The sequence below is a fragment of the Rhodococcus sp. 27YEA15 genome (assembly GCF_049739425.1).
Lineage (GTDB): Bacteria > Actinomycetota > Actinomycetes > Mycobacteriales > Mycobacteriaceae > Rhodococcus_F.
In genome coordinates this window covers 3,909,298-3,931,556 of the sequence record NZ_JBMHHW010000001.1, presented here as the reverse complement: position 1 = coordinate 3,931,556, position 22,259 = coordinate 3,909,298, and the positions used below count along the sequence as shown (strand labels likewise).

Annotated in this window: 25 protein-coding genes; 17 read left to right on the top strand and 8 right to left on the bottom strand. The window is 63.5% G+C overall.

The features are described 5' to 3' along the window. Positions 1 to 40: 40 nt before the first annotated feature. The 4 genes from ABH922_RS18335 to pyrE all read left to right on the top strand — a co-directional run bounded on the left by ABH922_RS18335 (position 41) and on the right by pyrE (position 3,578). On the top strand, positions 41 to 1,228 hold the full coding sequence (locus tag ABH922_RS18335) for a DUF5666 domain-containing protein (RefSeq protein ID WP_424808269.1): 1,188 nt from the start codon (positions 41 to 43) through the stop codon (positions 1,226 to 1,228). 110 nt (positions 1,229 to 1,338) lie between these two features. Then, positions 1,339 to 2,151: a hypothetical protein gene (locus tag ABH922_RS18330; protein WP_424809717.1), complete on the top strand. Its 813-nt coding sequence runs from the start codon at positions 1,339 to 1,341 to the stop codon at positions 2,149 to 2,151. 48 nt (positions 2,152 to 2,199) lie between these two features. Continuing rightward, positions 2,200 to 3,000, top strand: a complete 801-nt coding sequence (locus ABH922_RS18325; RefSeq protein ID WP_424808268.1) for an SDR family NAD(P)-dependent oxidoreductase — start codon at positions 2,200 to 2,202, stop codon at positions 2,998 to 3,000. Between the two features lie 41 nt (positions 3,001 to 3,041). Then, positions 3,042 to 3,578: an orotate phosphoribosyltransferase gene (gene pyrE / locus ABH922_RS18320; protein ID WP_424808267.1), complete on the top strand. Its 537-nt coding sequence runs from the start codon at positions 3,042 to 3,044 to the stop codon at positions 3,576 to 3,578. Here pyrE and ABH922_RS18315 read toward each other — a convergent pair. Both ABH922_RS18315 and ABH922_RS18310 read right to left on the bottom strand, forming a co-directional pair. After that, a complete protein-coding gene (locus ABH922_RS18315; RefSeq protein ID WP_424808266.1) occupies positions 3,561 to 4,046 on the bottom strand; it encodes a MarR family winged helix-turn-helix transcriptional regulator in 486 nt (161 codons plus the stop codon). The genes pyrE and ABH922_RS18315 overlap by 18 nt on opposite strands. Before the next feature lie 286 nt (positions 4,047 to 4,332). After that, positions 4,333 to 4,890: a TetR/AcrR family transcriptional regulator gene (locus ABH922_RS18310; protein ID WP_424808265.1), complete on the bottom strand. Its 558-nt coding sequence runs from the start codon at positions 4,888 to 4,890 to the stop codon at positions 4,333 to 4,335. Between the two features lie 75 nt (positions 4,891 to 4,965). Between ABH922_RS18310 and ABH922_RS18305 the strand changes: the two genes are divergently transcribed. Continuing rightward, positions 4,966 to 5,646: a lysophospholipid acyltransferase family protein gene (locus tag ABH922_RS18305; protein ID WP_424809716.1), complete on the top strand. Its 681-nt coding sequence runs from the start codon at positions 4,966 to 4,968 to the stop codon at positions 5,644 to 5,646. Between the two features lie 135 nt (positions 5,647 to 5,781). Continuing rightward, positions 5,782 to 6,441, top strand: coding sequence for a lysoplasmalogenase (locus ABH922_RS18300; RefSeq protein ID WP_424809715.1), 660 nt, complete (start codon positions 5,782 to 5,784; stop codon positions 6,439 to 6,441). 35 nt (positions 6,442 to 6,476) lie between these two features. On the opposite strand, the gene ABH922_RS18295 is transcribed toward ABH922_RS18300, so the two are convergent. After that, positions 6,477 to 6,890, bottom strand: coding sequence for a hypothetical protein (locus ABH922_RS18295; protein WP_424808264.1), 414 nt, complete (start codon positions 6,888 to 6,890; stop codon positions 6,477 to 6,479). A 34-nt stretch (positions 6,891 to 6,924) separates the two neighbouring features. Between ABH922_RS18295 and ABH922_RS18290 the strand changes: the two genes are divergently transcribed. The 6 genes from ABH922_RS18290 (at position 6,925) to ABH922_RS18265 (ending at position 12,966) form a co-directional block, all read left to right on the top strand. Continuing rightward, positions 6,925 to 7,707 (top strand): SDR family oxidoreductase, encoded by a 783-nt coding sequence (locus tag ABH922_RS18290; protein WP_424808263.1) that lies wholly within the window; start codon positions 6,925 to 6,927, stop codon positions 7,705 to 7,707. Positions 7,708 to 7,774: 67 nt separating this feature from the next. Then, entirely contained in the window at positions 7,775 to 8,374 is a 600-nt protein-coding gene (locus ABH922_RS18285) for a hypothetical protein (RefSeq protein WP_424808262.1), read from the top strand. After that, complete coding sequence (locus ABH922_RS18280) at positions 8,375 to 9,064, top strand: TrmH family RNA methyltransferase (RefSeq protein ID WP_424808261.1); 690 nt, start codon at positions 8,375 to 8,377, stop codon at positions 9,062 to 9,064. A gap of 51 nt (positions 9,065 to 9,115) precedes the next feature. Then, positions 9,116 to 10,237 carry a glycoside hydrolase family 76 protein gene (locus ABH922_RS18275; RefSeq protein WP_424808260.1) on the top strand — a complete coding sequence of 374 codons (1,122 nt, stop codon included), beginning with the start codon at positions 9,116 to 9,118 and terminating at the stop codon, positions 10,235 to 10,237. Positions 10,238 to 10,312: 75 nt separating this feature from the next. Further along, positions 10,313 to 11,665, top strand: a complete 1,353-nt coding sequence (locus ABH922_RS18270; protein ID WP_424808259.1) for an LLM class flavin-dependent oxidoreductase — start codon at positions 10,313 to 10,315, stop codon at positions 11,663 to 11,665. 173 nt (positions 11,666 to 11,838) lie between these two features. Then, complete coding sequence (locus ABH922_RS18265; RefSeq protein ID WP_424808258.1) at positions 11,839 to 12,966, top strand: GTP-binding protein; 1,128 nt, start codon at positions 11,839 to 11,841, stop codon at positions 12,964 to 12,966. A 9-nt stretch (positions 12,967 to 12,975) separates the two neighbouring features. On the opposite strand, the gene ABH922_RS18260 is transcribed toward ABH922_RS18265, so the two are convergent. Beyond that, positions 12,976 to 13,638, bottom strand: coding sequence for a DedA family protein (locus tag ABH922_RS18260; RefSeq protein ID WP_424808257.1), 663 nt, complete (start codon positions 13,636 to 13,638; stop codon positions 12,976 to 12,978). 30 nt (positions 13,639 to 13,668) lie between these two features. After that, positions 13,669 to 14,409, bottom strand: coding sequence for a VTT domain-containing protein (locus ABH922_RS18255; protein WP_424809714.1), 741 nt, complete (start codon positions 14,407 to 14,409; stop codon positions 13,669 to 13,671). 171 nt (positions 14,410 to 14,580) lie between these two features. On the opposite strand from ABH922_RS18255, the gene fbaA reads away from it, so the two are divergent. Continuing rightward, positions 14,581 to 15,618 (top strand): class II fructose-bisphosphate aldolase, encoded by a 1,038-nt coding sequence (fbaA, locus tag ABH922_RS18250; RefSeq protein WP_424808256.1) that lies wholly within the window; start codon positions 14,581 to 14,583, stop codon positions 15,616 to 15,618. 53 nt (positions 15,619 to 15,671) lie between these two features. On the opposite strand, the gene ABH922_RS18245 is transcribed toward fbaA, so the two are convergent. Further along, positions 15,672 to 16,781 carry a hypothetical protein gene (locus ABH922_RS18245; protein WP_424808255.1) on the bottom strand — a complete coding sequence of 370 codons (1,110 nt, stop codon included), beginning with the start codon at positions 16,779 to 16,781 and terminating at the stop codon, positions 15,672 to 15,674. A gap of 164 nt (positions 16,782 to 16,945) precedes the next feature. On the opposite strand from ABH922_RS18245, the gene ABH922_RS18240 reads away from it, so the two are divergent. From ABH922_RS18240 to ABH922_RS18230, 3 genes are all read left to right on the top strand, one after another. Next, positions 16,946 to 17,362 (top strand): DUF3151 domain-containing protein, encoded by a 417-nt coding sequence (locus ABH922_RS18240; RefSeq protein ID WP_424808254.1) that lies wholly within the window; start codon positions 16,946 to 16,948, stop codon positions 17,360 to 17,362. Next, on the top strand, positions 17,349 to 18,494 hold the full coding sequence (locus tag ABH922_RS18235; protein WP_424808253.1) for an FUSC family protein: 1,146 nt from the start codon (positions 17,349 to 17,351) through the stop codon (positions 18,492 to 18,494). The genes ABH922_RS18240 and ABH922_RS18235 overlap by 14 nt, the downstream gene beginning before the upstream one ends. 81 nt (positions 18,495 to 18,575) lie before the next feature. Beyond that, positions 18,576 to 19,505, top strand: coding sequence for a cation diffusion facilitator family transporter (locus ABH922_RS18230; protein WP_424808252.1), 930 nt, complete (start codon positions 18,576 to 18,578; stop codon positions 19,503 to 19,505). On the opposite strand, the gene ABH922_RS18225 is transcribed toward ABH922_RS18230, so the two are convergent. Continuing rightward, positions 19,495 to 19,959 (bottom strand): pyridoxamine 5'-phosphate oxidase family protein, encoded by a 465-nt coding sequence (locus tag ABH922_RS18225; protein WP_424808251.1) that lies wholly within the window; start codon positions 19,957 to 19,959, stop codon positions 19,495 to 19,497. The genes ABH922_RS18230 and ABH922_RS18225 overlap by 11 nt on opposite strands. A 63-nt stretch (positions 19,960 to 20,022) precedes the next feature. Between ABH922_RS18225 and ABH922_RS18220 the strand changes: the two genes are divergently transcribed. Further along, entirely contained in the window at positions 20,023 to 20,967 is a 945-nt protein-coding gene (locus ABH922_RS18220; RefSeq protein ID WP_424808250.1) for a helix-turn-helix transcriptional regulator, read from the top strand. A gap of 426 nt (positions 20,968 to 21,393) precedes the next feature. Here ABH922_RS18220 and ABH922_RS18215 read toward each other — a convergent pair whose 3' ends face one another. Continuing rightward, a complete protein-coding gene (locus ABH922_RS18215) occupies positions 21,394 to 22,239 on the bottom strand; it encodes a hypothetical protein (RefSeq protein ID WP_424808249.1) in 846 nt (281 codons plus the stop codon). Positions 22,240 to 22,259: the final 20 nt, after the last annotated feature.

The window sequence follows — 22,259 nt, the reverse complement described above, 5'->3', positions numbered from 1 at the left end:
AATGGCGGACGCTTCCGTCCGCTCCGACGATGGGCCACCCATGACTGATCAGAACGACCCGCGCAATTCGGACCAGCCTCGACATGAGGACCCCGACGCCACCCAGGCTTGGGGGCGTCGACCCGATCAGCCGACCGAGCAGTACGGCACCGTGTCAGGCAATCCCGAACAGTCGACGGAGCACTTCGGTGCCGCGCACCAGGGCAACTCCCGATACCCCGCCGACGCGCAGTACCCGAGCGATCGGCACCCCGGTGACCAGCAGTACCAGGGTCAGCCTTATCCGGGGCAGGCGAATGCCGGTCAGCAGTACCAGGGCCAGCCTTATCCGGGGCAGGCGAATCCCGGTCAGCAGTACCAGGGCCAGCCGTATCCGGGGCAGGCGAATGCCGGTCAGCAGTACGAGGGTCAGCCGTATCCGGGGCAGGCGAATCCCGGTCAGCCCTACCCCGGTCAGCCCTACCAGGGTCAGCCGTACGGGGCGGGTCATGACACCGAATACCTCGGGCAACAGAGCCGGCCCACACAAGCATTCCCGGCTTACGACCCGGGATACGGTCAGCCGGGACACCCCGGCGCCACGGCTGCCTATCCCGCGTACCAGGATCAGCAGCACACGGCCGCTCAGCCGTACGGCGCGACCGGCCAGTATCAGACAACGGCAGGTGGTGGAGTTCCCCCTCAGGGGCCGTTCGACTCGGACGGTGCACCATCGGAGGACCCCAAGCGGCGTAAAACGGGCACCTGGATCGCAGGTGCTGTGGTCGGCATTCTCGTCGGTGTGATCGTGGTGATCGGAATCAACATGTTCAATTCCGATTCCACCGGAACTCAGACGGCTTTCGCGGGACCGTCCTCCACCGCGCCGGCTGCACCCAGCGACACCGCAACACCGCGGACGGGTCCACCGGAACCTACGTCGGCGCCGAAGACGGATTCTCCGCTCGGTCAGCTACCCGGTGGTCTCGGTGAAGTGATCGGTGATGCTGGAGCTGCAATCGGAACCGTCGAATCCAATGACGGTTCCACATTGGTGATCGAGTCGATCGGTGGTTCACGGGTGACGGTCCTGACCAATGCCGACACCACGTTGATCGCGATCAATCGAAAGACCGTCGCCGATCTGAAGCCGGGGGACAATGTCGTCGTCGACGGAAGTCCGCTGGAAAACGGCACAATCACGGCGAACACGATCGTCAGTGCGAGCCTTCCCAAACTGGGGAACTGATTGCGGCCGGCCCGTCATGACGGCCGAGTTCGGACAGATAAGGACGAGTCGACACGGGTGTCGTGGGAGTTCGTCGCATTAAGTCGCTAGTCTGAACAGCGATGACTGGAATGTGGTTCGGACTGGCCTTTGTTGCACTCGTGGGCGCGGGTGCCCTCTTGTACGTGGACAGAACGCGTCGAGATCAATCCGGCCGAGTGCGGGAGATCTGGGCGAAAGCCCAGGGCTACACGTACACGGCAAGCGATGATCAACTGGCCGGGGAGTGGCATCGCGCCGCCATGGCCAAACAGGACTATCTGACCGCGACCGATGTGGTTCGTGGCAGCAGGCGTGGCGAGCAGTTCATTCTGTTCGACCTGGAAGAGGCTGCAACGATCGTCGCGGTGCGCCGTGAGATCGGCTCCGACATCGACATCGATTTGCGCCTGAAATCGACCGCACCGCCCAGGGACAGCGACTTGAACCTCCTGGGCGCAATCGGCTCGCGGGTGGTGTTTGCCACCGACCTGGAAATCGCGCGTCGCGTGTGCGATCAACGCATGGTTGCGTTCACCGAGTCGATTCCGCCCGCGATCAACATGTTGTGGAGCGAAGGGCAGTGGACACTGGGATCTCTGCCCGTCTCCAGCACCGGCCGGGACTGGGACGCCGCAGTCGAGGCAGTTGCGCGACTGTCCGGGATTCTGCACGTACTGCCGCCGGTCAGTGAACCGGTGGAACTCGACGTCGATCACGATCCGAGCGGTCCCCGTCCCGACCCGGAACGATCCCGTCCCGATGTCCAGCGGCCGCAACGTGAACCACTGCCGCGCCGAGATCAACACCGTCGACAACCTGGGGATTCGGCTCGGGGTGGGGACGATTCGTCCACCCCGCGCCCAACTTCACCGCGTTCAGGCGTCGTGCGCCCGGTCGACTGAGCCGGATCACCCACACATCTTCTCGGTCGAGCCGTTAGCCTGGCGTACATGTCGACTGTGAATCCCGATCGCCCGGCACGTCCCGTAGCGCTGGTTACCGGCCCGACATCGGGGTTGGGAACCGGATTTGCCCGAAAATATGCCTCACTCGGCTACGACCTCGTTCTCGTTGCGCGTGACAAGGAGAAACTGAGCGGACTCGCAGCAGAGCTGTCCACGACGTTCGGTACCGAGTCGGAGATCCTGGCCGTCGACCTGGCGTCGGCGGACGGTCGCCAGAGTGTGGTCGACCGGTTGGCGACCGGCGTCGAAGTGCTGATCAACAATGCGGGCTTCGGGACGTCCGGTGAATTCTGGACTGCCGATCCCGCGCTGTTACGGTCGCAACTGGACGTGAACGTGACCGCCGTCATGGAACTGACGCGCGCCGCACTACCGTCGATGGTCGCAGCGGCCCGGGGAACGATCGTGAATGTGGCCAGCGTTGCCGGTCTGTTGTCCGGCCGGGGTTCCACCTACTCCGCAAGCAAGGCTTACGTGATCTCGTTTTCCGAAGGCCTGTCCGGCGGGCTGGCAGGGACCGGTGTCCGGGTACAGGCGTTGTGCCCTGGCTTCATTCGCACCGAATTTCATCAGAGGGCCGGAATCGAGATGTCGTCCATTCCGTCGGCCATGTGGTTGAGTGTCGATCAGGTGGTTGCCGCCTCGATGAAAGACCTCGAGTCCGACAAAGTCGTGAGCATCCCCGGAATCCAGTACAAGGTCATCACCACCGCCGGCCGTCTCGTGCCCAAAACTCTGGTCCGCAAGATGACCAACCTCGTCGGCCGAGGTCGCGGTAGAACATAGGATTTTCACCCGAGTGTCGGTGGTCGGTAGGCTGAACGCCCATGAGCGATCGTGAAGATTTGGCCGGATTGGTTCGCGAACTTGCCGTAGTGCACGGTGCCGTGACGTTGTCCTCCGGTAAGCAAGCTGATTACTACGTTGATCTTCGTCGCGCGACTTTGCACCACAAGGCCGGTCCGTTGATCGGTTCCTTGCTGCGTGAATTGGTTTCCGACTGGGAGTTCGACGCGGTCGGTGGTCTCACGATGGGTGCAGACCCGGTCGCTCTGGCCGTCATGCACGCCCCGGGTCGCCCGATCGACGCTTTTGTCGTCCGGAAGGCGGCCAAAGCACACGGTATGCAGCGTCAGATCGAGGGCCCGGACATCGTCGGCAAACGTGTTCTCGTCGTCGAGGACACCACGACCACCGGAAATTCACCGTTGACAGCGGTGCGAGCACTTCGTGAAGCCGGGGCGATCGTCGTCGGCGTTGCGACGGTGGTGGACCGGGCCACCGGTGCGGACGAGGTCATCGCGGCCGAGGGTGTCGAGTATCGCTCTCTGCTGGGTCTCGACGATTTAGGCTTGCGCTCGTGAGCCTTTTTGGTGCTGGTCATTACCCGACGTGCGCACCGGGTCGGAGGCCCTGACTATCGCCCGTAGCTCGTTGAGCCCTTCGGACAGTTTTGCTATTTGCGAGGGCTCGACGTCTGCGAAACGTGGGACCAGAGCTTCGGCGATTTCGTTTCGACCGTCGGCGAGGAAAGACCGGCCGCGGTCGGTCACCGAGACCCGGATGGCGCGTGCATCGTCAGGATCTGTGCTGCGTTCTACATAGCCGCGCTCGGCTAATTTGCGTAGCAGCGCCGTGGCCGACGGCTGTGAACACTGATCCATCCGTGCGAAATCGCTCACCCGCATCTCGCCGTGCTCGTCCATCAAAGACAGCGCCCGCAACCATGCGCGCGGATGCCGGTCGGTACCGAACGTACTGGCCGTCTTTGCGAAGCGGTGAGCATTGCTTATCAGTTGAATCAGCTGTTCGTTGAGGGTCAAATCTGACATGACTTGATCATTGCATACTCATTACTTTTATGATAAATGCGATGGTGCGAAATGAGGTCGACCATGTCGGAGTGGATTGCGCCGACAACGGCACCGACGTCCACTCGAGTGGATGTCGTTCCGATTCCCGTTCCCGGGGTGCCTGTTCCGGTTGAGGGCCCCGACTGGAGCGTCCCGTCGAACTCGTGATCAGTCAATCGCCGGCGGTTGAGGGTGATTCGAGACCGGCGGCACCGAAGCCCGTTCTTGCGGACGGTATCGGTAACTATCTCGACAACGTGTTCGTCTACGCGGATCCGATCTTCCAGCTCAGGTGGGCAGTGACGACAGCGTCGATCAGTGCGGTGACGTCCGCGTGGGGCGCTACGGCGTCGAGGCTCCGGTTTGCGACGAGCACTGCGATGCCGTGAACTCCGGTCCAGACGGCGAGCGCTGTCATCTCGTCGTCGTCGACGACGGCCCGTAGTGCGGTGAACAGGGGAAGTGACGTTTGTCGGAGGTTTTCGCCCGCTCCGTCGAGGAGGTCGTGGCGGAACATCAGCTCGAACATGGCTGGGCGCTCTCGTGCGAAGGTCACGTATTCGGTTGCAGCCGAAATGATTCGATCTCGTACGGATTGCTCGGTGTGCAGCGCTGGTGTGAGTCGTCCGGCCAGGTCGGAGAGCCCTCGGGTGGCGATGGCAGCGAGCAGGCTGTTGTGGGTGGGGAAGTATCGGCGCGGGGCACCGTGGGAGACGCCTGATCTACGCGCTATTTCCCGCAGGGTCAGTTCGGCCGGACCGTCGACGTCGACGATGGTCACCCCGACGTTGACGAGAGTGTCTCGGAGGCTGGTGGCGGTCACGGAAGACAGTGTCTACCATTTCGTCTACCATTTCCCGAGTAGACACTGTCTACTTCATGTGAGGGGTTGACCGACATGCTCTACCGAGTGTTCAAGTACCTACTGATCGGACCGGTGCTGTGGTTGCTCGGGCGCCCGAGTGTCGAGGGCGCTGAGCACATCCCCAGATCCGGGCCGGTGATCCTCGCCGGTAATCATCGTGCCGTTGCGGACTCGTTCTACCTGGTCCTGGCGGTGCGCCGAAGAATCACCTTTGTTGCGAAGAGCGAGTACTTCACCGGAACCGGGATCAAGGGCACGCTGCAACGATGGTTCTTTCGTGGTTCGGGTCAAGTGCCGATCGACCGGAGCGGTGCAGACGCCTCGCGCGCCGCGTTGGACACCGCCGTCGGGATTCTCGAGCGCGGTGGAGTGTGGGGGATCTATCCGGAAGGGACCCGTTCGCCGGACGGGCGTTTGTACAAGGGCAAGACCGGTGTTGTCCGTGTTGCGCTCGAATGTGGGGTGCCGGTCATCCCTGTCGTCGTTCACGGCGGCGACGCCGTCAACCCACCCGGCACCCGGATGTGGCGGTACGCCAAGGTTCGAGTCACGATCGGGGAGCCGATCGACTTCTCTCGATTTCGCGAACTGCGAGGCCACCCGATCGTCGTTCGCGCGGCGACGGACGAGCTGATGGCGGCGCTGCAGCGACAGTCCGGTCAGGAATACGTCGACGTGTACGGCGCACAGGTCAAAGGGATCGCGCAAGGGTGATACTCCGCTACCGGCACCGAATACGGGTCCGCCGCGTGAGCGCACCAGTACGGTCGTGGTGGACAGACGACTGACAGGAGGATCGTGGTGGCGGGAAAGTGGGCCCTCGAGCATGCCGTGTTCGCGGCGGCAACAATGGCGACGGTGGCCGGAGCGGTGCTGGGAAACGAGCGAGTTCAACAGATCGCCAAACCTCTGATCGCACCGTCTCTCGCGGTTCGGGTGCTGCGTAAGCGTTCCGAGACGGACACCGCTGATACGGCACTGCTCCTGGCAAGCCTGGCCGCGGCAACTGTCGGTGACGTCTTCATGATCGACCCCGACGACGACGCCCGTCTCGTGAAGGGTGCGTCCTCGTTCGCTCTGATGCAGGCCGGCTATTCGGCGCTGCTGTTGCGCCGCGGCGCCCGCCCGACCCGCGCTGCGATCATGCCGAGGATCAGCGGGTGGAGCACGGCATCGGGTCTGTTGAAAGCGAAAGCTCCCAGCGTGTCGACGCCGTTGACGGGATACGGGCTGCTGCTGGGCACGACGTCGACGTTGGCTGCAGATCCGGGCCTGGCTCCGTCGTCGCGGACGACGGCGGATCTGGTGGTGCCGAACAAGGATCGACGGTCCTGGCTGGGACTGGGCGGAGTGCTGTTCACGGCGTCGGACGGGTTGATCGTGGTACGGCGGCTGTTCGTTCGCGGTGCAGGTCCACGGGCCGCTGTCGAAGGAGTGATTCTGGCGTCCTACGCCGGTGCGCAATTGCTGTTGGTCGAGGGGATGCTGGCGCTGGGGCGGAAGATCTGATCGATCAAGGGCACAGCATGATTCGGTGACGATCTTCAGGGTCCACCAGGACGGTGACGGTGGACCCAGGCGAGATCCGATCTCGATGTTCGGGCCGCGATCTCGTATTCGATCCTCCCGGAGTAGGACGGTGAGCCGGGCACGGTGAGATGTAGTGCGAGAGTGGTTAATTCGCCGTCGGGAGTTCTGTGCATGCGGGTGACGGAGTCGATTTTCGCCCAACCTTCGAGACCGTGTTTCTCGAGGGCGCGTTCGGCGCGACTCTGGCGATTGGCCCACGCCATTCCGAATCCGAGCGTGGATCCGAAGGCAGCCAGGAGTCCGCCGATCTGATAGGGCACGGTGCCCAGCGGTGTTCGGTCGATCAGCAGACCGAGCCAGATCGCGAGAACTATCAGGTATCCGACCGAGATGAAGCAGACGGCGGGTACGACGCGATGGTGTTTCATCAGAATTCCTCCGGATACAGGATAGCCTCGCGGGATGAGTAAACCGAATGTCTTCGTCACCGGCGCTGCCGCAGGTATCGGGCGGGCGACGGCGCTGTTGTTCGCGCGCAATGGATACCGGGTGGGGGCGTACGACGTGGACGGGGTGGGTTTGGAGGCGCTCGCCGGCGAGATCGAGGCGGCGGGTGGTGTGGTGGCCACCGGCGTTCTCGACGTCACCGATTCCGCGGCCTGGGCGGCACGACTGTCGGAGTTCACCGGTGAATCCGGGCGACTGGACATCCTGGTCAACAATGCGGGCGTGCTTTCCTCGGGGAGGTTCGAGGAGATCTCGCAGGCGGCACACGAGCGCATGGTGAACATCAACGTCCTGGGCACACTGACCGGTTCGCACACGGCATTTCCGTATCTGCGCGACACCCCCGGTGCCCAGGTGGTGAATCTGTGCTCGGCATCTGCGATCTACGGCCAACCGGAACTGGCCACGTACAGTGCGACCAAGTTCGCGATCCGTGGGTTGACGGAGGCGCTCGAACTCGAATGGAAGCCATACGACATTCGGGTGCTCGCGCTGTGGCCGCTGTTCGTGCAGACCGCGATGGTGGTCGGGATGGACACCGGATCCACCCGCTCGTTGGGGATCACGCTCACCGCTGACGACGTTGCGCGGGAACTGTGGGATGCGACCCGTGGATCGGGGCGACTGCCCAAGGTTCACTACCCGGTCGGTTCACGCGCCGGGGCGTTGCTCGCCATGTCGCGGTTCTCGCCTGCGTGGTTGTCACGGTGGGTGAACAAGCGCGTCACCAGCACGTAATCGCCCGCAGGATAGAGTGCGGTGTCGGCCGTGGTGCGGCCTGTGGTTCAGCTGTGGAGGGTGTCGAGTGGTTCGCGTGCGGGTGGGGTTGGCGATTCTCGGTGTGGGTTCGGCGGTGATTCTGGCCGGGTGCTCGGGTGCGGAGGACGCTGCGCAGTCGGCACCCGAGCAGACGGGCACGAGTGCTGTCAGCGCTACGCCACTTGCGGTGACAGCGCTCGCGCCACCACCCGACTCCACCGAACAGGTGCCGACGACGATCGCCCCGCCCACCACGACACTGACCGACGTGCAGTTCGAACGTAACGAGTCGTACTACTTCACCACTCCCGACGGGAACTTCCAGTGCGCGGTCATCAAACTGCCCACCAGAATCGAGGCGGGATGCGAGGGCGTGACCACTCCCGTCCCGCCTCGACCGGATAGTTGCATGATCAACTGGGGCAATGCTATTCGGGTCACCGATGGCGACGACGTCGGGTTCATGTGTTCGGGTGGTGAGCTGTACACCTCGGGCGGGCCCAGTGCCGACCCGGTGCTGGCGGCCGGACAGCCGTTGAGCAAACTGGGTTTCACGTGCACTACCACCGCGACGGATGTCTCGTGTGTCAATGATCAGACCGCCCGAGGTTTCCGGGTGGCTGCAGATTCGAACGAGGTGTTCTAGATGACAGGCGTTCAGTCCGAAGCAGTTCAACCTGAAGCGGGGCCCGGCCCGACGGAGTGGGGTGAGAACCCGAACGGCGTCGGACCGTGGATCGAGGAGTACGGCACGGAGCCGCCGCTGGGGAACCCGTACGATCCGGAACTCCTGGCTGAAGGTGACCGTCGAAACGTCTTGGACGAGTATCGATATTGGACTCGCGAGGCGATAGTCGCGGACATCGATTCACGCCGGCACACGATGCACGTCGCGATCGAGAACTTCGCGCACGACGCCAATATCGGTACGGTGGTGCGCACCGCGAACGCCTTCGCGGCCGCGGCTGTTCACATCGTGGGTCGTCGACGTTGGAATCGGCGTGGCGCGATGGTCACGGACCGCTATCAACACATAGTTCATCACGCGGATATCGGCGAGTTGGTCGACTACGCGCGAACTCACGATCTGGCCGTGGTGGCCGTCGACAACACGCCGGGATCTGTCCCGCTCGAAACCGCGAAACTGCCGCGAGAGTGCATATTGCTGTTCGGGCAGGAAGGCCCTGGCGTTACCGAAATGGCGAAAGAAGTTGCAACCATGACGGTTTCGATTGCGCAGTTCGGCTCGACTCGGAGCATCAACGCCGGTGTGGCGGCGGGAATCGCGATGCATGCCTGGGTACGGGAACATGCAGACCTGTCCCAGGCGCGCTGATCCGTCAATGCGCACTGGCACACGGTTTCTCGGTCAGGCAGGATGACGGTCATGCAAGAGCAATGGGCCAAGCGAGCCGACGCAGCCGAAGGAGCGATAGTCGGCAGGCATCTTCGTCGGGTGTGGGCAATGCCGCGGACCGCACTGGGAGTGGTGGCGTGGCCGGCAGTGCGCCGAGAGCGCCTGTTCACGCCGTTCCACTACTGGTGGCAGGCGCACCTCCTCGACACCGCTGTCGACGCCCTCGAGCGAGATCCGACACCGCGGCGCCGGCGGCGAGTCTCGAAGATTGCCCGCAGTGTGCGATTTCGCAACATATCGGGGTGGACGAACAGTTACTACGACGACATGGCGTGGTTGGGTCTGTCTCTCGAGCGCGCCCAGCGACTGTTCTCGATAGATCATCGCGCGGCAGTCTCGGTGCTCGAATCGCAACTGTTCGATTCATGGGCACCGGCCGACGGCGGTGGGATCCCGTGGTGCAAGGGCTCCGATTTCTTCAACACGCCGGCCAACGGACCGGCTGGAATTCTGTTGGCCCGCACCGGAAAGTTGTGGCGCGCACAGGCAACTGCGGACTGGATCGACGAGACGCTGCGTGATCGTGACTCCGGTCTGATCTTCGACGGTATCCGGCGTGACGGCACAGTCGAACGGGCACTGTACTCGTACTGTCAGGGGGTCACACTGGGCCTGGAAACCGAACTCTCGACCCGGTTGGGCGAACCGCGACACCGCGCGCGAGTGCATGCCCTTGTCGATGCCGTCTACGACGGTATGACCGAGAGCGGCGTCGTCACCGGCGGTGGTGGCGGTGACGGTGGACTGTTCAATGCGATTTTGGCGCGGTACCTCGCCTTTGTGGTGGTACACCTGCCGTGGGAGAGCAACGAGGACATTCGCGCTCGTGAGATCGCCGCTCAAATCGTTCTGGAGTCGGCGTCGGCGGCTTGGAACAACCGCCTCGAGGTCGAGGGTCTGCCGTTGTTCGGCCACGACTGGACCGTCGAGGCCCGGTTGCCGAGTTTGTCCGGCGATATCGCGACGTTCGCGGCCGGGACGGTTCGATCGTCCAGTGTGCCGGAGCGCGACCTGTCGGTCCAGGTGGGCGGCTGGATGCTGATGGAGGCCGCGTACGTCGTGTCGGCGGCCGGGTACCCACGCAAACGTTGACGCCGTGTCCGTCCAGTTGGAATCACGCGTACGAGAACCCTGTCGGAGTGCCGTCGCAGTTGTCACGATGGAGGGATGGCTGATACACGGCGGCAATTGAGTCTCAACGCGTTCATTCACCCGGCCGGCCATCACGAGGCGGCCTGGCGTCACCCGTTGACGACGCCGGAGCGGATCTTCGACGCTGCGTACTTCCAGGAAATCGCCCGTACCGCGGAGGCGGCGAAGTTCGACGGTATTTTCTTTGCCGACGGTCCGGCGTTGCGCAGCGACGTCGAGCACGGGCCCGCGGGAACTCTCGAGCCGATCACCTTGCTGACGGCCATCGCCGTGGCGACGGAACGTATCGGGTTGATCGCCACCGCGTCGACGACGTATTACGAGCCGTACAATCTGGCGCGATTGTTCGCTTCGCTCGATCACATCTCGAACGGCCGGGCCGGTTGGAACATCGTCACGACGGGCACGGAATTGGCGGCTGCGAACTTCGGTCTGGACCGCCATCCCGATCACGGTGACCGCTACGCGAGGTCGCGGGAGTTCGTCGACGCGGTGGTGCGCTTGTGGGACAGCTGGGAGGACGATGCAATTCAGCTCGACCGGGAGAGCGGAATCTACGCCGACAAGAGCAAGATCCACGAGATCAACTACGTGGGCCGGCATCTGCGAGTGCGTGGGCCGTTCAACGCGCCCCGCACTCCGCAGGGGTACCCGGTGTTGGTGCAGGCCGGTGCCTCCGATGCCGGGAGGGCATTTGCGGGACAGTACGCGGAGGCGATTTTCACCGCCCACCAACGTCTTTCGGATGCGCAGGAATTCTATTCCGACATCAGATCCAGAGCCCAGCGGTTCGGACGAAACCCCGATCACGTCAAGATCCTGCCCGGTATCAGCCCGTTCATCGGTGACACCGAAGCGCAGGCGAGAGAGCTGGAAATCGAGTTCAACGAGCTCACGTCGCCGCAGTACGGTCTGAAGCAGCTCGGCAGTCTCATCGGCGCAGACGTTCTGGGGCTGGACTTGGACGGCCCGGTTCCGGCCGAACTACTTCCCGCTGCGGGCGGCGCAACCAATCACTCGCAGAGCCGACTGCAGGTGATCGCCGGGATCGTCGAACGTGAGAAGCCGACGGTACGGGCTCTGCTACACCGGTTGGCGGGGGCGCGCGGGCACCGTGTCGTCACCGGGACGGCCGAGCAGGTGGCGGACACCATCGAGGACTGGTTCACCCACGGGGCTGCCGACGGTTTCAACGTGATGCCACCGTACTACCCGGGTGGTTTGGAGATCTTCACCGAGCGAGTGGTGCCGATCCTGCAGGACCGTGGATTGTTCCGCACCGAGTACGCGGGTACGACATTGCGTGATCATTTCGGATTACCCAGGCCGGTCAGTCAGTACGCGGGCCGAGAATCTGCTGTGCGGTAGAGCAGAGAATCTGCGGTGCGGTAGGGCAGCGAATCTGCGGTGCGGTAGGGCCGAGAATCTGCTGTGCAGTGGGGTAGGGCTCCCCGCATGTGTTCCGGGTGCCGAGGCCCGGATGCGTATCGCAGGGGGGGCGGTCGAAAACCGCCATTGATGATAATGGTTATCATTAACGGATGAAGCGTTTGCCTGTCACCGTGCTGTCCGGATTTCTCGGCGCCGGAAAGACCACCCTCCTCAATCACATCCTCGCGAACCGTGACGGCCGACGCATCGCCGTCATCGTCAACGACATGAGCGAGATCAACATCGACGCCGCCCTCGTAGCCGACCAGGGACACCTGGATCGCACCCAGGAGAAACTGGTCGAACTGACCAACGGCTGCATCTGCTGCACGTTGCGTGAAGACCTCGTCGACGCGGTCGGTGCGCTCGCGCGGGCAGGGCGTTACGACCAGTTGGTGATCGAATCCACCGGAATCTCCGAGCCGATGCCCGTGGCCGCCACGTTCGACTGGGAGTTCGACGACGGATTCAGTCTCGGCGCCGCCGCGAGGCTCGACACCATGGTGACCGTCGTCGACGCGTCGACATTCCTCGGGGAACTGGCGAAGGGAGAGCGATTGGACGAGCGTCGACTCGAGGCGGCGGAGGGCGACGAGCGCAGCATCTCGGATCTGCTCGTCGATCAGGTCGAGTTCGCCGACGTTCTCCTGCTCAACAAGACCGACCTGGTGAGTGAGCGAGCGGCGGGCACCGTCGAAGCGACGCTACGACGACTCAATCCCAACGCCCGGCTGATCCGCACCGACCACGGCGTCGTCGATCTCGATCAGGTGCTCGAGACCGGCCTCTACAACCCGGAACTCGCTGCGCAGGTTCCCGGCTGGGACGAAGAACTGGCAGGCGGGCACACCCCGGAAACGGAAGAGTACGGCATACGCAGCGTCACCTATCGAGCATCGAAACCGTTCCATCCCGAGCGGCTGGCCGCGGCACTGGAACAGTTCTCCGGTTTACTGCGAAGCAAAGGCTTCTGCTGGATCGCCAGTCGATCCGACTATGCGGCGATCTGGTCGCAGGCCGGACCGAATCTGGTTTTCGAACCCGCTCAACTGTGGGAGTCGGCCGAAGAAGTTCCCGGACAGGAGATCGTGTTCATCGGCGTCGGGCTCGACCTCGACACGCCGGCCCGGATACTCGACCCCGCACTGTTGACCGACGAGGAGATGACAGCCGGATCCGAGGTGTGGGCGCGCTACCCGGACCCGCTGCCGGAGTGGGATGCCCTGCACGCACACTGACGTCGGAGGTCAGTCGAGGACCGCCTCGACCTCGACTTCCTCGGCGGGGCGAGCCATTTCCTTTCGGTACTGCCAGATGCCGAGGCCGGTGCCGACGACCAGGCTCACCGTCATCACGACGAGAACACCCGGTAGCAGCCACGGGACACGGTCGAGGAACGACCCACCGTAGAAACCGATGAGCAGCAGTACCGGCGCCCAGATGATCGCCCCGATAGTGCTCGCGACGGTGTAGCGAGCGTGGTTCATCTTCGCCGCACCCGCGACCATCGGGCACAGCGTCCGGACCCACGGGATCCAACGAGCGATCAGAACGGCCCAGAATCCGTGTTTCTCCAACAAGATGTTGACGCGATGCAGGTTCTTCTCGGTGAAGTATTTACCACCCTTGCGGGCCTTGATCCGGTTACCCGTGCGATGCCCGATCACGTACCCGACCTGATTGCCGGCGATGGCGGCGATCATCGCCCCGACCGAGAGCGCCCACACGTGGCTCGATCCGGACTGATGGCCGGCCAGCACGATGCCTGCGGTGATCAGCAGTGAATCACCGGGCAGGAACAGGCCGAGGATGATCGCACATTCCACGAACACGAAAGAGATGACGACTATCCACACCAGTAGCGGCCCGGCGGAGTCGAGCATGGAGAAACTGCCGGACGCAGTCGTCATGGTGGTCAGCGGGTCGCCTCGTTCAACGGATCAGTGAGTGGTGTCGTCGGTCAGGGAAATCGTATCGCTCGACGGGGTGTTCCCGCTGCGACGCGAAGTGATCAGCCGCTTGCCGACCTCGAAGATGATCGGCAGAACCGACACGAGGACGATTCCGATGAAGATGATGTCGATGTTGTTGCGGATGAACTCGATCTGGCCCAACCAGTAGCCGAGCAGTGTCACGCCGGCACCCCAGACGACGCCGCCGATGACGTTGTAGGTGATGAACGTGCGGTAGTTCATGCGCGATGCGCCCGCGACCAGCGGCGCGTACGTCCGCACGATCGGGACGAAGCGGGCCAGCAAAATGGTGATCGGGCCGTGCTTTTCGAAGAAGGCGTGCGACTCGTCGATGTATTTCTTCTTGAAGATCTTGGCGTCGTTGTCCTTGAACAGGGCGGTTCCGCCCTTGATGCCGATGAAGTATCCCACCTGATCGCCCAGGATCGCGGCGATCGGAATGGTCAGCAACAGCAGCCACAGCGGGGCGAAGCCCTCGATCTCACTGTGATTGGAACCGGCCGCAGCCACCAGTCCGGCGGTGAACAGCAGCGAATCACCGGGAAGTAGCGGGAACAGCAGCCCGGATTCGATGAAAACCACCAGGAGTAGACCCAGCAGGAACCACGTCCCGAACGAGTTCAACAGATGGACAGGATCGAGGAAGTCCGGCAGCAAGGCCAGATTTGTCACGGATTCAGTTGCTGCCAGCGCATTCACGGGGGCCAGCGTACCGGCCGAAACTGAGTGTTTCCCACCCCTGCAGGTAACGGAGTCATCGGCGAGGGTCGAGACCGAGAAGAGACGTGACGAACGGGACTTGCCATACTGCTAAGACCACACGAAGCGCTTTCACATCGTCGAGCGCTCCGAACGACACGTAAATGGAGGACTCCCGCCGTGCCTATCGCAACTCCCGAGGTCTATGCCGAGATGCTTGGTCGGGCCAAGGAGCATTCCTTTGCCTTTCCCGCCATCAACTGTGTCGGCTCCGAATCCATCAACGCGGCGATCAAGGGTTTCGCGGACGCCGGCAGTGACGGCATCATCCAGTTCTCGACGGGCGGTGCCGAATTCGGCTCCGGTCTGGGCGTCAAGGACATGGTCACCGGTGCCGTTGCTCTCGCCGAGTTCGCACACGTGATCGCAGCCAAGTACGACGTCACCATCGCGCTCCACACCGACCACTGCCCCAAGGACAAGCTCGACACCTACGTTCGCCCGCTGCTGGCGATCTCGCAGGAACGCGTCGACGCCGGCCGTAACCCGCTGTTCCAGTCCCACATGTGGGACGGCTCGGCCATCCCGATCGACGAGAACCTGGCGATAGCGAAGGAACTGCTCGCGCTGTCCAAGGCGGCTCGCATCATCCTCGAGGTCGAGATCGGTGTCGTCGGCGGCGAAGAGGACGGCGTCGAAGCCGAGATCAACGACAAGCTGTACACCTCGAGCGAGGACTTCGAGAAGACCGTCGAGGCGCTCGGCGTCGGCGAGCAGGGCAAGTACCTTCTCGCTGCCACCTTCGGCAACGTGCACGGCGTCTACAAGCCGGGCAACGTCAAGCTCAAGCCCGAGGTACTCGAAGAGGGCCAGAAGGTCGCTGCCGCCAAGCTCGGTCTGTCCTCCGGTTCGCAGCCGTTCGACTTCGTCTTCCACGGCGGTTCGGGATCGCTGAAGTCCGAAATCGAGGATTCGCTGAACTTCGGTGTGGTGAAGATGAACGTCGACACCGACACCCAGTACGCATTCTCCCGTCCGATCGCCGGGCACTTCTTCTCCAACTACGACGGCGTCCTCAAGGTCGACGGCGAGGTCGGCAACAAGAAGGCCTACGACCCGCGCAGCTACCTCAAGAAGGCGGAAGCCGGCATGACGGCTCGCGTCGTCGAGGCGTGCAACGACCTCAAGTCCGCAGGTCGTTCGGTCTCGGCAGGCTGATGCACCGCTGAACTACGAACGCGCCGGGGAGGTGATCCCCGGCGCGTTCGTCGTCAGTTGGGGTCGCAGACCTTCCAGTTGTCGTCGAGCTTCTCGAGGTTGAACGTGCGCCACGACTGTTCACCGGTGGCGGGAAGCGTCGCCTGAACCTGCGCTATGGCCTTGTCGTCGGTGATCTGGACAGTGTCGACCGCGCCGACGTGCGGGATGGTCTTCTGTGCCACGGCATTCTGATGCACCTGATTGAATGCGTCTTCCGGGATGGTGCGGTAGTAGTCGGCCAGCCCGCCGCAGGTGGAGGTACGCAACGTCGCCAGATCGCCGCTGTTCAAGGCGTCGACATAGGTGGTGATGGCGCTCTGGACTTCTCCCTCGGGCGAGTTGTCGTCGTCATTCGTCGAGACGGCCAGTGCAATGCCGACGATTGCGAGGATCACGACTGCCGCCGCAGCGGCCGCGATGTACCAACCTTTTCCGTTGCGCGTATTTCCTGCCGGCTCGGTGGGGTTGACGCGGGTCGGAGTCGGCTGGGGGGCAGGGCTCGGCGCTCCGACTCCCACCCGCTCCGGCGTCGCCCGCGGAGCCTGTTGCGTGATCTTGGGGATGGCGACGGTTGCAGGTTCGGTGGGGGCACGGTCGGGCCGAGCCGGGGGTTGGGTCGTCTTGGGGATTGCGACAGTTCTCGGTTCCGCTGCCGGCGGCGGCCTGGTGGACGACGTGGGTGCCGGACCGAGCTTGGGCACCTTGGGAAATACGACGGTATGCGGCTCGGCGAAGTAGCCGGGTTCAGGTTCCGGTGTTGCGCTCGGTGCCTCGGGTGCCTCGGGTGCCTCGGGTGCCGCGGATGTCGTGGTTTCGGGTTCTGCCTGGTCGGCGGGTGCCGGGGTCTCGGACGGGGTGGCTTGCTTCCGAAGGTTCACCGCCGTGGATTCGAGCTCGGATTCGGATTCGGACTCGGGCTCGGATTCGGGCTCGGATTCGGGCTCGGTGTCGGACGATGCAGTCGCCTTCCGGAGTGCTACCGACGGAGCTTCTGGGTTCGGCGTCTCGCCCGTCGAGGGCACGTCGGAGGCATCGCTCGTGGTCGGATGTTCGGGTAGCTCGCTCGCAGTGGGGGCTTTCGCCGCGCCTTCGTTCGAGTTGTCGTCTTTCGAGTCCGGCACGGCTAACCCTTCGATCTTCGGAGGCTTTACTTGAACGGCAAAGTGACTACCAGCTGAACCGGTGATGTCACTGCCAGCGTAACGACCGGTTCGAAGGGCGCGTCATCGCGTCCGGTAGGTGAGGCGGTCCGGTGCTCGGAGAGTGTAGCGGGCACAATGTGCCCATGACTCAATTCGGTGACCTGCTAGGACCCAAGCCGACTCTGCTTCCGGGCGACGACGACGCAGAGTCCGCACTGCTCAATCATGCCGATCCGGCCCAGGTTGCGGCTGACCATCCCACGGCGTCCATCGCCTGGGCCTACCTCGCCGAAGCGGCCTTCGAGTCGGGGGAGACCATCACCGCATACGCGTACGCACGCACCGGCTACCACCGAGGGCTCGATCAGCTTCGCCGCAATGGATGGAAGGGTTTCGGGCCCGTCCCGTACAGCCACGAACCGAACCGCGGATTCCTGCGGTGCGTAGCCGTCCTCGCCAAGGCCGCGAAGAGCATCGGTGAAGCGGACGAGTTCGCGCGTTGCCTGGATCTGCTCGAGGACTGCGATCCCAACGCAGCCGAAGCGCTTGGCCTCGGTTAGAGGACTGCGCCCGAGCGCGTCTTCGGCCAAGGACCGCGCTCGTCGATCGGCACTGCGGCTGCGGACGTCAGCCCTGCCGATCCTGCAATGTGCGGTGGCGGCCGGTTTGGCGTGGTGGGTGGCCACCACGCTGATCGGCCACCACTCGCCGTTCTTTGCGCCGATCGCTGCTGTCGTCTCGCTCGGCTTGTCGTTGGGCGCGCGCCTGCGGCGTTCCTTCGAGCTGGTCGCGGGAGTGACCGTCGGCATCGGCGTCGGCGATCTCATCATCTCCTGGATCGGCAGCGGCCCGTGGCAGCTGTGCCTGGTGGTGGCGTTGGCGATGTCGACGGCCGTGCTCCTCGACAACGGCCCCATCTTCTCGATGCAGGCCGGAAGTTCCGCGGTGTTGGTGGCGACGCTGATCCCGCCAGGTGGAAGTGGCGGCGTCGATCGGATGCTCGACGCCTTGGTCGGCGGTCTTGTCGGTGTGGCCGTCGTGGCGATCATTCCGACGCACCCGGTCCGTCGGGCCCGTAAGGATGCGGCAGGCATCTTGTCGACTGCGTCGTCGGTACTGAGTCTCGTCGCCGATGGTTTGGTGGCAAACGATCCCGAACCCATCGAAAAAGCGCTACGCAAGGCGCGTGCTACCCAGGCCGCGATCGACGGGTTGCGGAGCAACCTCGTGGGTGGTCGGGAGATCAGTCGGATCTCACCGCTGTACTGGAACAGTCGTCCGCGTCTGAAACGATTGACGGCGACTGCGGATCCGATCGACAATGCGATGCGCAATATTCGTGTTCTCGCACGTCGGTCCCTGACGTTGGTACGTGATGACGAGATCCTCGATCCGCGGCTGGTCGTGCAGGTGGAGAAACTCGCCAAGGCGGTCGAAGTGTTGGAGGAGATGATTCTCGCCGAGCCGGGGCAGCAGCCTGATCAGGCGGAGGGCGCCCGTGTGCTGCGTTCGGTGGCCAAGGAACTGAAACCGTCGGTGGTGGCGGATGCCGGGCTCTCCGCGACGGTGGTATTCGCCCAAATTCGCTCGGTGGTGGTGGACTTGATGCAAGTTGCCGGTGTGAAGCGAATCTCGGCTATCGCCACGTTGCCTCCGACTGTGCCGCACCCGGCGTACGAACCGGAGCATTGACGGCACCGGACATCGAACCCATTGCATATATGCGAATGTGTGCATACCCTCCTGTGGAGCGATAGGAAGGGGTGCCTGATCATGGGCGCAGGGCACGGCCACTCACACGGGCATACGGCGGCGGACTCGGTAGGGGTAGGCCCCTCGCCGAAACGGATCAGGAAGATGGTGATCGCCCTTGCGATCCTCGTCGTCTTTCTCGTTCTCGAAGCAACGGTCGGCCTGCTCATCAACTCGCTCGCCCTGCTCGCCGACGCCGGGCACATGCTCACCGACGTGGTCGGCATGGCGATGGGCTTGACTGCCTTGCTGCTCGCGAAAAAAGGCAGTACGACGGCAGCGCGCACCTTCGGGTGGCATCGCGCCGAGGTCCTCACCGCGATGGCGAATGCCGCGATGCTCCTGGCGGTCGCAGCCTGGGTGTTCTACGAGGCCGTCAGCCGCATCGGCGATGAACCGGACATCCCCGGTGGTGCTCTCATCGTCACTGCCGCCGCCGGTCTCGCGGCCAACATCGTGGTCATGCTCATGCTTCGCGGCGACGCCGAGGACAGCATCGCGGTGCGCGGCGCCTACCTCGAGGTACTCGCCGACGCTGTCGGCAGCGTCGGCGTCCTCATCGCCGGTGGTCTCGTCCTCGCATTCGGCTGGACCTGGGCGGACGTCGTCGTCGGTGTGTTGATTTCCCTGTGGGTGGTGCCCCGCGCACTCAAACTGGCAGGTGCGTCGCTGCGCATCCTCACGCAGGCCTCACCCGCCGACGTCGATGTGGAATCGGTCGAAGCCGACCTCGCCGCACTTCCCGGCGTGGTGGGTGTCCACGACTTGCACATCTGGACCCTTACCACCGGCATGGACGTGGCCACCGTTCACCTGACCAGCGACGCGAACTCGTCGAACGTCCTCGAGGCTGCTCGTACAGTGCTGGAAAGTCACGGGCTGTCTCACGCGACGGTGCAGGTCGAGACGCGCGCCAACGGCGAGCATTGCGAGAAGAACGTCACTTGGTGAATCGGGTGACCTCCTTGCCCGGTTTCCAGAGGTCGACGTTCATGTGTTCGCCGTCGACGCTGGTCAGAACCACGTCGTCGATGTCGAGAACGACCAGGTGTAGCGGCTGCGGAACCTCGTACGGGTAGCTCGCCAGCACTGTCTCGAACTCGGTGCCGGATACTTCCCGCGCCGTTCCCGTGATCTTCGCGTCGCCACCCTCCATCGAGCCGTCACCCGGATTGCTGTGCAGGGAGTACCGCCCGTCGCGGACGATGTCCTTCACCTTGACCGCGCCGATCATGGAGCCGAGTACCAGACGGCCGTCGAGGATTTCCACTTCGGTACCGCTCACCCGTGGCGAACCGTCCTTGCGAAGTGTGGCGAGTACATGATGTTTGTGCGCCGTGAACCGCGCTTCGACAGCGGCGGCGAGGGTGGGAACTTCTTCGGAGAACTGCTTCCAGGTAGCCATGGCACTCATTGTGCCGACCTATTCCTGACAACTTCTGTCAGTGATTTCGAATATCCTTCCTTCATGCGATCGGCCCGACTCCTCCAACTCATGCTCAGACTGCAGGGCAGTCGCGGCGTCGTCGCCGAACAGTTGGCAGAAGAATTCGAGGTCTCGGTACGTACGATCTACCGCGATGTCGCCGCACTGTCCGCTGCCGGGGTTCCCGTCTGGACCGAGAGCGGGCCGGGCGGCGGCATCCGGTTGCTCGACGGGTGGCAGTCCAAACTCTCCGGGATGACCGACGACGAGACCTCCGCGCTCATGCTCCTCGGCGTGCCGTCCATCGCCGCAGACCTCGGGCGCGCCGCCGCCGTCGGATCCGCTCAGGAAAAGTTGCTCCGAACATTGCCCGGGCCACTGCGAGACGGCGCAACGCTGTGGCAGGAGCGCATCCTCGTCGACGTGCCCGGCTGGTTCGGTGGTACCGACGACATTTCGGCGCTGCCAGCACTCGCGTCGGCGGTGCTCGACACGCGCCGAGTCTCGTTCACCTACCGAGATCGAGCCCGGACAGTCGATCCGTTGGGCCTGGTCATCAAGGCGGGGACCTGGTACCTCGTGGCGAGTGTAGGTGGGGCGGTGCTCTCGTTCCGGGTCGGACGGATCGAACATGCAGTGGTGGAGGATGATTCGTTCGCTCGCGCCGCCGACTTCGACCTGGCGTCGTGGTGGGCCGCCTCGCGGGCGGCGTTCGATCGTTCGCTTCTCCGGTACCCTTGCCGGGTGCGACTCTCGCCCGGAGGGTGGCGCGGGCTGCGCGACGTGGTCGGCGAGGAAGCTGCGCGAGTGAAACCGGAACCAGCCGACTCCGACGGCTGGGTGAGCGTGGATCTGAGGCTCGAGAGCGAAGCTGTGGCCCTGTCCCAGCTGGTCGGGTTGGGGGCAGAAGTGGAAGTGCTCGAACCGCTTTCGCTGCGCACAGCCATGCGATCCGTCGGGGAGGCGATGGTTCGTCGTCACAGGTAGTGTATGCCGGTGTATGCCGACGCCGATGGGGAACGATCCTTCCGGTGTTCAGGGTTACCCGAATACTTCTGAGAGGTAGAGGTGTTCGTGATGGCGACGTAGCGGCGTGCGGTGGAGGTGGTGATGCGGGCCGGTCGGTGAGTCGTTCCCGATCCCAGTGGTTGTTCGCCATTCCGTGAAGGCCGAAGTATCTGCCGAAGCATCGGCGGTCTTGTCTGGTGACTTGGCTCCATTCGCGCGCGGTGCCGTAGCCGCCGGGGATGGGTTGACGGGGTGGTAGTCGATCGGTGGTGTGCGGTTGCCGGCGCGCTTTCGCGGTGCGCCAGGTGCCGTGGTTCGCCGGTGATTCGGTCGGGTACTCGAGCGATGGTGGGGCGGGTGTGTCGTCCGACCATTTGTGTTGTTCCCCTTCTGCATTCGACCGAATTACAATATCTCGTTGCGCGTGTTCCGCTTTTTCGAGAGATAAAGTTTCCAGAACACGAAAAGGCCTGCTCCGATTGACACGATTCCGGAGAGAAGTAAAAGTTTGTCGTCTATCTCGAATGCCAGGTCGACACAAAAACCTCCGAAGACGATCATGCCGAGACCACCGGATGTCAGCCACCAAGCCTTACCTTTCTCCGCTGTGCCGGCGGGCCCGAAGGTGGCGGGGAGTTGGAGTGCGTCGAGCGCGTAGGGGGAGGTGTCGCAGGTTCCGTTGGCGATAGAGGTGACGATGCCGTTGTAGATCAGGTTCCACATTGCGGTGTGGCGTTGGTACATGCCGAAAGAGATGGTGGCAGTTCGTCCCTGGTCGTCTTCGAGGTTGATCGCAGGGTAATAGCCGGCGGTGGTCGTGGTGATGCGGGTGAGGTGGTAGGTGTCTACGAACGCTTTGTCGTGTTGGACCCAATCCGCGCCTGCGGCCATCCAGTCGCTTTTCGTTAATCGCCAGACCAAGACGCACAGAGCTGCAGTCAGCAGGCTCATCCATCCGATGGAGGGCCAGTCGACGAGCCAGTGCAGGGTCAGTCCGTTGTTGGCAAAGCCGAGGGTGATGGACGCGAGGACAAGATATCCGACGAAATGCCATCGATCGTTGCGGGTGAGCTGGCTCCACTCGAGCGCAGGGCCGTAGCCGTCGGGGGTGGGTGGTGGGTTGACCGGTTCGCGATCGGTGGGGGTGATGTGGCTACCACGGAATCTACGGGGTGCGTCGGGTGGCCGTGGTTCGCCGGTGATTCGGTCGGGTAAGGGAGCGATGGTGGGGCGGGTTCGTCGTCTGGGCATTGCGTGAACTCCACATCTGG

What these genes read in the sequence shown, in the direction of transcription:
- ABH922_RS18335 (WP_424808269.1), top strand. Translation starts at nt 41, where the DNA reads ATGACTGATCAGAACGACCCGCGCAATTCGGACCAGCCTCGACATGAG.
- ABH922_RS18330 (WP_424809717.1), top strand. Translation starts at nt 1,339, where the DNA reads ATGTGGTTCGGACTGGCCTTTGTTGCACTCGTGGGCGCGGGTGCCCTC.
- ABH922_RS18325 (WP_424808268.1), top strand. Translation starts at nt 2,200, where the DNA reads ATGTCGACTGTGAATCCCGATCGCCCGGCACGTCCCGTAGCGCTGGTT.
- pyrE (WP_424808267.1), top strand. Translation starts at nt 3,042, where the DNA reads ATGAGCGATCGTGAAGATTTGGCCGGATTGGTTCGCGAACTTGCCGTA.
- ABH922_RS18315 (WP_424808266.1), bottom strand. Translation starts at nt 4,046, where the DNA reads ATGTCAGATTTGACCCTCAACGAACAGCTGATTCAACTGATAAGCAAT.
- ABH922_RS18305 (WP_424809716.1), top strand. Translation starts at nt 4,966, where the DNA reads ATGCTCTACCGAGTGTTCAAGTACCTACTGATCGGACCGGTGCTGTGG.
- ABH922_RS18300 (WP_424809715.1), top strand. Translation starts at nt 5,782, where the DNA reads ATGGCGACGGTGGCCGGAGCGGTGCTGGGAAACGAGCGAGTTCAACAG.
- ABH922_RS18295 (WP_424808264.1), bottom strand. Translation starts at nt 6,890, where the DNA reads ATGAAACACCATCGCGTCGTACCCGCCGTCTGCTTCATCTCGGTCGGA.
- ABH922_RS18290 (WP_424808263.1), top strand. Translation starts at nt 6,925, where the DNA reads ATGAGTAAACCGAATGTCTTCGTCACCGGCGCTGCCGCAGGTATCGGG.
- ABH922_RS18280 (WP_424808261.1), top strand. Translation starts at nt 8,375, where the DNA reads ATGACAGGCGTTCAGTCCGAAGCAGTTCAACCTGAAGCGGGGCCCGGC.
- ABH922_RS18275 (WP_424808260.1), top strand. Translation starts at nt 9,116, where the DNA reads ATGCAAGAGCAATGGGCCAAGCGAGCCGACGCAGCCGAAGGAGCGATA.
- ABH922_RS18270 (WP_424808259.1), top strand. Translation starts at nt 10,313, where the DNA reads ATGGCTGATACACGGCGGCAATTGAGTCTCAACGCGTTCATTCACCCG.
- ABH922_RS18265 (WP_424808258.1), top strand. Translation starts at nt 11,839, where the DNA reads ATGAAGCGTTTGCCTGTCACCGTGCTGTCCGGATTTCTCGGCGCCGGA.
- ABH922_RS18260 (WP_424808257.1), bottom strand. Translation starts at nt 13,638, where the DNA reads ATGACGACTGCGTCCGGCAGTTTCTCCATGCTCGACTCCGCCGGGCCG.
- ABH922_RS18240 (WP_424808254.1), top strand. Translation starts at nt 16,946, where the DNA reads ATGACTCAATTCGGTGACCTGCTAGGACCCAAGCCGACTCTGCTTCCG.
- ABH922_RS18230 (WP_424808252.1), top strand. Translation starts at nt 18,576, where the DNA reads ATGGGCGCAGGGCACGGCCACTCACACGGGCATACGGCGGCGGACTCG.
- ABH922_RS18225 (WP_424808251.1), bottom strand. Translation starts at nt 19,959, where the DNA reads ATGGCTACCTGGAAGCAGTTCTCCGAAGAAGTTCCCACCCTCGCCGCC.
- ABH922_RS18220 (WP_424808250.1), top strand. Translation starts at nt 20,023, where the DNA reads ATGCGATCGGCCCGACTCCTCCAACTCATGCTCAGACTGCAGGGCAGT.
- ABH922_RS18215 (WP_424808249.1), bottom strand. Translation starts at nt 22,239, where the DNA reads ATGCCCAGACGACGAACCCGCCCCACCATCGCTCCCTTACCCGACCGA.